This is a genomic window from Vibrio qingdaonensis (assembly GCF_026191675.1).
Lineage (GTDB): Bacteria > Pseudomonadota > Gammaproteobacteria > Enterobacterales > Vibrionaceae > Vibrio > Vibrio qingdaonensis.
Genome location: NZ_JAKRRY010000049.1, coordinates 23,100 through 31,216, shown reverse-complemented (window position 1 = coordinate 31,216; position 8,117 = coordinate 23,100). Strand labels below are relative to the sequence as shown.

The window sequence follows — 8,117 nt, the reverse complement described above, 5'->3', positions numbered from 1 at the left end:
AGCTTATGTTGACCCCATTAGTATTTAAAGTTGTTTTAGTACTGCTGCTACTTTTCATTATTTTTAACTTGGCCCTTGCTCTAATTCGAATGGTAAAAGACGACACAACTTCTGAGAAACCGATGAGCTACTACCTTGGACGACGCGTACTATTCTCCGCTATAGTGGTTATATTGCTGATTATTGCCCTTAAGAGCGGTATTTTGGTGCCCAATATGAGGCCCTATTAGAACCTCAAGCCGAGCCCTTTCGACCTTGTAACGTGTTGTTCTACAACACATACACAAATACAAACAAACACAACCACACCACATCGACAAAATGCCAATACCAACTGCCCGCTTGAAACGCGAAATGGTTCTTGGGAGTAAAGTGATCCTTTGCAATTCGAAACAGTAATACGATTAAAAAGATAGTCCCCAAGCATACGTGTAAACCGTGAAACCCAGTGAGCATGAAGAAGGTATTACCGTACACGCCTGATTGCAGCGTCAATCCCATATCTTGATAGGCATGCGCGTATTCTACGGTTTGAAAATAGAGAAAGAACACCGCCAACACGATGGTAATTTCTAACCAAACAATCAGTGCGGTACGTTTGTTTTTTTCTAAGCTGACATGAGCCATATGTAAGGTAATAGAAGACAGCAACAGAAGAATGGTGTTTTTAAGCGGTAAACCCTGCCACGGCATCGCTTCGGTTTCTGTCCCTCCGGGCGTCAGAGTCAACGGCCACATCGCTTCAAATGCTGGCCATAACACTTCATGGGTCATGACATTATTGTCTGCCCCACCGAGCCATGGCACAGAAATCATTCGCGCGTAAAACAGTGCACCGAAAAAAGCCCCGAAGAACATGACTTCTGAAAAAATAAACCAGCTCATCCCTTGCTTGAATGAGCGAGTAATTTGTTCAGAGTACAGTCCTGATAAAGACTCGGTCACGACGTTGCTAAACCAACCAGACAACATATACAACAAAATAATAAAGCCTAACGCTAAAATCACATTGCCAATAACGCTACCCGCCCCACCTGCTTCTAAATGTTGCACCGTTAAGCCCGCACCAACGGCCACTAAGAACAACGCAATAGCGCCAACAATTGGCCAGCTACTTTGCGCTGGAACGTAATAAGATTGAGGTTTACTCATTGCTTAACTCCCTGTTAAATGCGCTTTTACTACCTGTACTGCTTTGACTAACATCAACGACATCCTGCTGGTTAACGCTGTTAGAGTCACTATTACTGGCGCCATTAGTAATGTTAAAAAGCGTGTATGACAAAGTCAGCGTATGAATAGACTCAGGCACATCAGGCTCAATGTAGAAAATAAGCGGCATTTCTGCTTGGGCGCTTGCTTCTAATGGCTGTTGATTAAAGCAAAAACACTCTATTTTATTAAAGTACGCCGCACCCAAACCTGGAGAGACTGAAGGAACCGCTTGTCCTACCAATGGCTGCGTTGCGTTATTCGTCGCCATATAAGCGGTTTGGATCACCTGACCCGGGTGGACATTCATAAACACCTTCTGTGGCGTAAACGCCCAAGGCATATCTGGATTAATGTGCGCCATAAACTCCACACGAATGGTTCTTGATGTATCAACCTGCATACCCACAGGCTGAACTGCCGATACCGTATTAGTCTTGCCGTTAATGCCCAAAACGTCGCACATCACATCGTATAAAGGGACAAGCGCAAACCCAAATCCAAACATACCAATGACCGCAGCGCATAGTATGGCTACCAGTTTTTTATTTGATGCTTGGGGTTTACTTTCCATCAGAAGATCCGCCCTTTAATCAATGCGTGGTGGCGTAGAAAATGTGTGGTGCGGTGCCGGACTAGGTACCGTCCACTCAAGACCCTCTGCACGCTCCCATGGCTTAGCCTGTGCTTTTTCACCACCGCGAATGCACTTAATCACCAACCACAGAAAGATAAGTTGCGATAAACCAAAGGCAAAGCCGCCAATTGAAACTATTTGGTTCACATCAGCAAACTGAATCGCATAATCAGGGATCCTTCTTGGCATCCCTGCTAACCCTAAGAAATGCATAGGGAAAAACAATACGTTGACGGAAATAACTGAACACCAAAAGTGCCACAAACTTAACTTATGGTCATACATATGACCCGTCCACTTCGGCAACCAGTAATAAGCCGCCGCCATAATCGAGAAGACCGCGCCAGTTACCAACACATAATGGAAGTGCGCCACCACAAAATAGGTATCGTGATACTGAAAGTCCGCAGGCACGATCGCCAACATGAGTCCCGAAAAGCCCCCAATGGTAAATAAAATAATAAAGGCGATGGCAAATAGCATGGGCGTTTCAAAGGTCAACGCCCCGCGCCACATCGTTGCGACCCAGTTAAAGACTTTGACACCCGTGGGGACAGCAATCAGCATGGTGCAATACATAAAGAACAGCTCAGCAAACACAGGCATTCCCGTGGTAAACATATGATGCGCCCAAACCAAAAATGACAGTAAAGCAATACTGCATGTGGCATAAACCATCGAGTGGTAGCCGAATAACTTCTTGCCACTGAACGCAGGAACAATGGCGGAAATAATGCCGAATGATGGCAAAATCATAATGTAAACTTCTGGGTGTCCAAAGAACCAGAATATGTGCTGAAACATGACAGGGTCACCACCACCAGCCGCGTCAAAGAAACTGGTACCAAAGTACTTATCTGTCAATATCATGGTTACCGCGCCCGCAAGTACGGGCATCACGGCAATCAACAAAAACGCAGTGATAAGCCATGTCCACACAAAAAGCGGCATCTTCATTAACTTCATACCCGGCGCTCGCATATTGAAAATGGTCACGATGACGTTAATGGCACCCATAATCGAGCTAATACCCATGATGTGTACAGAAAAGACAAACAACGCGGTACTGTCTGGTCCATATGTAGTGGACAATGGGGCGTAGAACGTCCATCCAAAGTCGGGGCCACCTCCGGGCATAAATAATGAAGAGAGAAGGATAAGGAACGCAAACGGCAGAATCCAAAAGCTTAGGTTATTCATACGAGGCAGCGCCATATCGGGCGCCCCTATCATCATAGGAATCATCCAGTTCGCCAACCCAGTAAAGGCTGGCATCACCGCACCAAACACCATCACTAAACCATGAACAGTGGTCATCTGATTGAAAAAATGTGGATCAATCAACTGCAAACCGGGCTGGAATAATTCTGCGCGAATGACCATTGCCATCGCGCCTCCCGTCAAAAACATGATGAAGCTAAACCAAAGGTAGAGAGTCCCTATATCTTTATGATTCGTGGAATACACCCAGCGCGCCCAACCCGTTGGGGTCGCATGATGCTCATCATGTTCATTCTCGTCATGTAATAGCCCCTCTGAGGCGGCGCCACTTTCTGCACGGCTCAAGTCAGCATCTGTCGCAGCTGACGATTTTGTTGTTTCCATGGGATCCATCTTCATCACTGCTCCTCGGAGCTAACTGGCTCCATTCCTTGATTTTTGTACGCATTTACGTCCGATGCCTGCACGATATCACCCGTGTCATTTCCCCAGGCATTTCGCTGATAAGTGACGACAGCCGCGATTTCTTTATCACTTAGCTGATTAGCAAACGACTGCATCGCTGTACCATTGACACCATCAACAATCTTTGCGAGGTGCATTGATACCTCTCCAGTGGTTGCTACCGAACTCCCCGCTATCGCAGGAAATGCGCCCGTAATCCCCTGCCCGTTTGCTTGATGACACACAGCACAACGAGCGGTGTAAATCTCTTCTCCTAGTGCCATCAACGTTTCCATAGACAAGGTTGCATCCAACGATTTTTCGGCTTCTTCTTTCGCCAAAGCCATTTCTTGTTTTTTCTCACTTAACCACGCGTCGTAGTCGTCTTGCGTCATCGCATGAACAACAATAGGCATGAATCCGTGTGCCTTACCGCATAACTCAGCACATTGACCACGATAGACACCAGGCTGTTCGATTTTGGTCCATGCTTCATTAATGAAACCAGGTATCGTATCTTTTTTAACCGCAAAGTCTGGCACCCACCATGAGTGAATCACATCATCCGACGTCATGAGAAAACGAATCTTTTTATTGATTGGAAGCACCAACGCATTATCAACCTCGAGTAAATAGTGGGCACCTTTCTCTTCAACACCATCTATCTGCTTTTGGCTAGTTGCGAGTAACGAATAGAACCCAACATCTTCACCAAAATACTCGTAATGCCATTTCCATTGAGAACCCGTGATTTTTATCGTTATATCTGACTGAGACGTGTCTTCCATCGCTATTAACGTCTTGGTAGCAGGAATGGCCATGGCAATAAGAATAATGACCGGGATCACCGTCCATAGAATTTCGACCTTGGTGCTTTCATGGAAATTAGCGGCAACAGCGCCTTGAGATTTTCGGTGTTTGAGGATGGAATAGAACATCACACCAAAGACCAAGAAGGCAATGGCACAACAGATGTAGAAGATAAGCATATGAAGGTCATAAACCTTATTGCTAATATCCGTCACCCCGCGGGTGAGGTTGTAGTTGTTCGATTCAGCGCTCACTGATTGGCTGGCGGGCAGTGCCACCAAAGCAATCCATGAGCAAACGGGCAGCAATCTTTTCAAAAGATTTCTCCTTTGCCTAGCCACATCTGTCCTGATGCGGTTCCCCTGAAACATCAACCAAGCACGTCCAAGCAGTGATCAAACTGATTAGGATGGTGATGTCATAATCAAACTCATCTCGCCGTACTCTTGCCACAACATTTTTCTCACAAGACCAAACGACTGAGTTTTAGCACGCTCCACTACAAATTAGCGAAACAAGGTGAGCCGAAAAGACTCAAACAAACCCAACAGGTAAATGCTCAAAGCAAACAACGAACCACTTACTTATTAAGTTTAGTGTCAATAAATATAACGTAAGCACTTGTTATATTTTTGTTAATTAAATGCTAGTTAGAGAAATCGAGTTCTGCAAGAAGAAAAATAAAAGGCTTGATTTTGTGATGACGCCTAACTTGATTTTGGAAAAATTTTGACAAATAGCAAAACTGAAACTTCGATCAGCACCAATCGGTTGATGCCCCTCTATCATTCCATTCAATTAGTAACGCTAGACATAAAAAAGCGCTAGACGAAAAGTCTAACGCTTTATAATTATGCATGGCACTAAGCTAGGTATGACTCATTTGTCGTGTATTACCAATAGCGTGAACCAGAATTGTTGGCTAGTAGTGATTAAGCTTGAGCTGGTCGAAGCATGAACCAATATGGGAAGTTCTCACTTTTCGACAGTACGTTAAAGCCACGGCGCTCAAACGTCTTCACTACTGTCTCGCTTGACGCTACGACATAAGTTGGCTTACCCGTTTCATCGGCTTGATCAGTCACAGTTTTTATCAAAGCACCCGCTAAACCTTTACCGCCAGCTTTAGGAGAAACACCTAATCCCCATAACCAGTAACAGTCTTGAAGAGGCGGTACTGCCAACATTTGCTCGCAAACCTCTTTTGCCAACTCAATTTTTGTCGAGCCCATCATGCGTGTCACAATCGCAAGTAATTCCATCTTCTGCATAATATCGGCTTCATGTTTACCCGGAGAGCGCATGATCACACAACCTTCATTGTCTGGTGTGGTGTACACTTCGCCGCCCCCTAAACCCCATTCGCCAAGAGCCCAACGCCAATATGAATCATGAGCAAAATCGGATGCTTCATCTTGTCGTAACGCCGCCTGCATAGCTTCATTGTTTGCATATGCATCAATAAACATCTCACTCAATGCTGGCACGGCAGAGTAGTCCGCCTTTATAATTTTCAATTCAGACATGTTATTTCCTCAAACGAATCAAAATGACTAGGTCATAAACAGACGCCAGTTATGCTTGGCACCCTTGCTACCCAAATGGGTACTTACCAAAATGTTTTTTATACCCAAACCTCAATAAAACAGGACTTGAGCAACTTGTCAATAGCAACCAGTTGCACACGTTCGCATACCTAAGCTATTGAAGTTCCTCTTCAAAAGCTGTTTTTTCCGCATAATTCAGCTTCCGTATTAGATAAAAATAAACTGTCGATATAAGCTATCTAATTGCTGTCGAATGTCGTCAATAGCCCCCCTGTCTCGCTCGGCAGATACAAGTAGCAATTGTCCTTCCAATGCCGTTATACGCTGACATAATTCCGTTAAATTGCGGCAAAAGCTTGTCTCGTAAGCTGGCTGTAACGGCGTAACTTCTGAAGATATTTTCCGTTTGGATGATGCTGGAGTTATGCTATGTATCTGATTGTAGGCAATTTGCCGCTCTCGTCTGCCATTTGACTCCGCGATGGCTTGCTGCATCGCTGGTGTGACTTTATCTGCATACAGAACAGCCAGCCCATTAACATTACGAGCTGCCCGCCCAATAATTTGAATAAGCGCTTGTTTAGAGCGTAAAAAGCCAGCGTGGTCTGCATCAAAAATAGCAATCAGAGAGGCCTCTGGAATATCTAGTCCCTCTCTTAACAGGTTAATTCCAATTAGCACATCAATGTCACCACGCCGTAATGAGTCAATAATTTCTACTCGGTCTGAGGTTTTCACATCAGAGTGAATATAGCCAACCTTAATACCTAACGTCTTAAGGTGTTGCTCAAGAGATTCGGCACTTCGTTTGGTTAACGTCGTCACCAATACCCTTTCATCAACCTGAATTCTATTCTGTATTTCGCCAATAAGATCATCAACTTGAGTAGCAAGCGGCCTAATATCAATCACTGGGTCTAAGAGCCCTGTTGGCCGGATAATCTGTTCAACCACATGATTACCTGAACGCTTTAACTCATACGCTCCCGGTGTCGCTGATACAAAAATGGTCTGAGGTTTTAGCTTTTCAAATTCGCTAAACATGATGGGGCGATTGTGCTGTGCTGATGGCAACCGAAAGCCATAATCAATGAGTGTCTCTTTTCGGCTTTGATCGCTTTTATACATTGCGGATATTTGAGGAATCATGACATGAGATTCATCGATAAACAGCAAGCCATCTTTCGGTAAATAATCCAACAGTGTCGTTGGGGGCAATTCAACATCACGCTTATTTAAATAACTCGCGTAGTTTTCCATTCCAGAGCAATAACCAAAATCCCGCATCATGTCTAAATCATGCATGGTCCGCTCGAACAAGCGACTTGCCTCGGTTAAACGAGACTCGGCAGTAAGCGCTTGTATCCTTTTTTCAAGCTCAAGCTGAATGGATTCTCGAGCAGCCAGTAACTGACTTCGTGAAGCCGCATAGAGCGTTTTCGGTGATACTCGGTAGTGCTGTATGTCCTCTAAGGCTTTCCCTAAAATCGGATCCATCCACTGCAAACGTTCGACAGTTTGATTGCCCAAAATCACCCGAATCGCTTTATACTCAGAATCAGCAGGGAAAATATCAACCACATTACCATCAACACGAAACGTAGCTCGTTCAATCGTTTTTTGGCATTGCGTATATTGCAACGCATACAGTCTCGATACTAACTCTTCTTTATCAACCATTGCGCCTACCGTTAACGGTATTTGAATGGCCCGATAATCCGCAGGATCGCCCAACCCATAAATGGCAGACACCGACGCAACCACTATCGTATCTCTGCGCTCTACGAGCGATTTCGTTGTCGATAAACGTAGGCGTTCCAATTGTTCGTTGATAGCGGAGTCTTTGCGAATGAAGCGATCGCTTCCAGGAATGTAGACCTCTGGCTGGTAATAGTCGTAATAGGAGACAAAATACTCAACGGCATTATTGGGGAAAAAAGCCTTCATTTCACTGTAGAGTTGCGACGCCAGGGTTTTGTTATGAGCCAATATCAGAGTCGGTTTTTTTAATCGGTGAATAATATTCGCCATGGTAAATGTTTTACCAGACCCGGTCACACCTTGTAATGTCTGATGCGTTGCCGCATTTTGAACGCCTTGAATGAGCCTAGCTATCGCTTCTGGTTGATCGCCCGATGGGGGATATTTTGAGTGTAATATAAAAGAGTCGTAGGCCATCACGTCATCCTCAGCATCAATATGTCACTTGAGTATATACCCCACAAGATAATTTACATGACGATAGC

Annotated in this window: 7 protein-coding genes; 1 reads left to right on the top strand and 6 read right to left on the bottom strand. The window is 44.8% G+C overall.

What is annotated here, in order from left to right:
* The first annotated feature begins 5 nt into the window (after window positions 1–5).
* A complete protein-coding gene (locus MD535_RS23090; protein WP_265677489.1) occupies window positions 6–230 on the top strand; it encodes a DUF2909 family protein in 225 nt (74 codons plus the stop codon).
* 40 nt (window positions 231–270) lie between these two features.
* On the opposite strand, the gene MD535_RS23085 is transcribed toward MD535_RS23090, so the two are convergent.
* From MD535_RS23085 to uvrB, 6 genes are all read right to left on the bottom strand, one after another.
* Window positions 271–1,152 carry a cytochrome c oxidase subunit 3 gene (locus MD535_RS23085; protein ID WP_265677486.1) on the bottom strand — a complete coding sequence of 294 codons (882 nt, stop codon included), beginning with the start codon at window positions 1,150–1,152 and terminating at the stop codon, window positions 271–273.
* The gene (locus MD535_RS23080; protein WP_265677485.1) at window positions 1,145–1,786 is read right to left on the bottom strand and encodes a cytochrome c oxidase assembly protein; all 642 of its coding nucleotides are present in this window, start codon (window positions 1,784–1,786) and stop codon (window positions 1,145–1,147) included. Before MD535_RS23080 ends, MD535_RS23085 begins: the two co-directional genes overlap by 8 nt.
* A 15-nt stretch (window positions 1,787–1,801) precedes the next feature.
* On the bottom strand, window positions 1,802–3,469 hold the full coding sequence (gene ctaD, locus MD535_RS23075) for a cytochrome c oxidase subunit I (protein ID WP_265677482.1): 1,668 nt from the start codon (window positions 3,467–3,469) through the stop codon (window positions 1,802–1,804).
* Complete coding sequence (gene coxB / locus MD535_RS23070; protein ID WP_265677481.1) at window positions 3,469–4,641, bottom strand: cytochrome c oxidase subunit II; 1,173 nt, start codon at window positions 4,639–4,641, stop codon at window positions 3,469–3,471. Before coxB ends, ctaD begins: the two co-directional genes overlap by 1 nt.
* 615 nt (window positions 4,642–5,256) lie before the next feature.
* Complete coding sequence (locus MD535_RS23065) at window positions 5,257–5,850, bottom strand: GNAT family N-acetyltransferase (protein WP_265677478.1); 594 nt, start codon at window positions 5,848–5,850, stop codon at window positions 5,257–5,259.
* Window positions 5,851–6,078: 228 nt separating this feature from the next.
* Complete coding sequence (gene uvrB, locus MD535_RS23060; protein ID WP_265677476.1) at window positions 6,079–8,049, bottom strand: excinuclease ABC subunit UvrB; 1,971 nt, start codon at window positions 8,047–8,049, stop codon at window positions 6,079–6,081.
* Window positions 8,050–8,117: the final 68 nt, after the last annotated feature.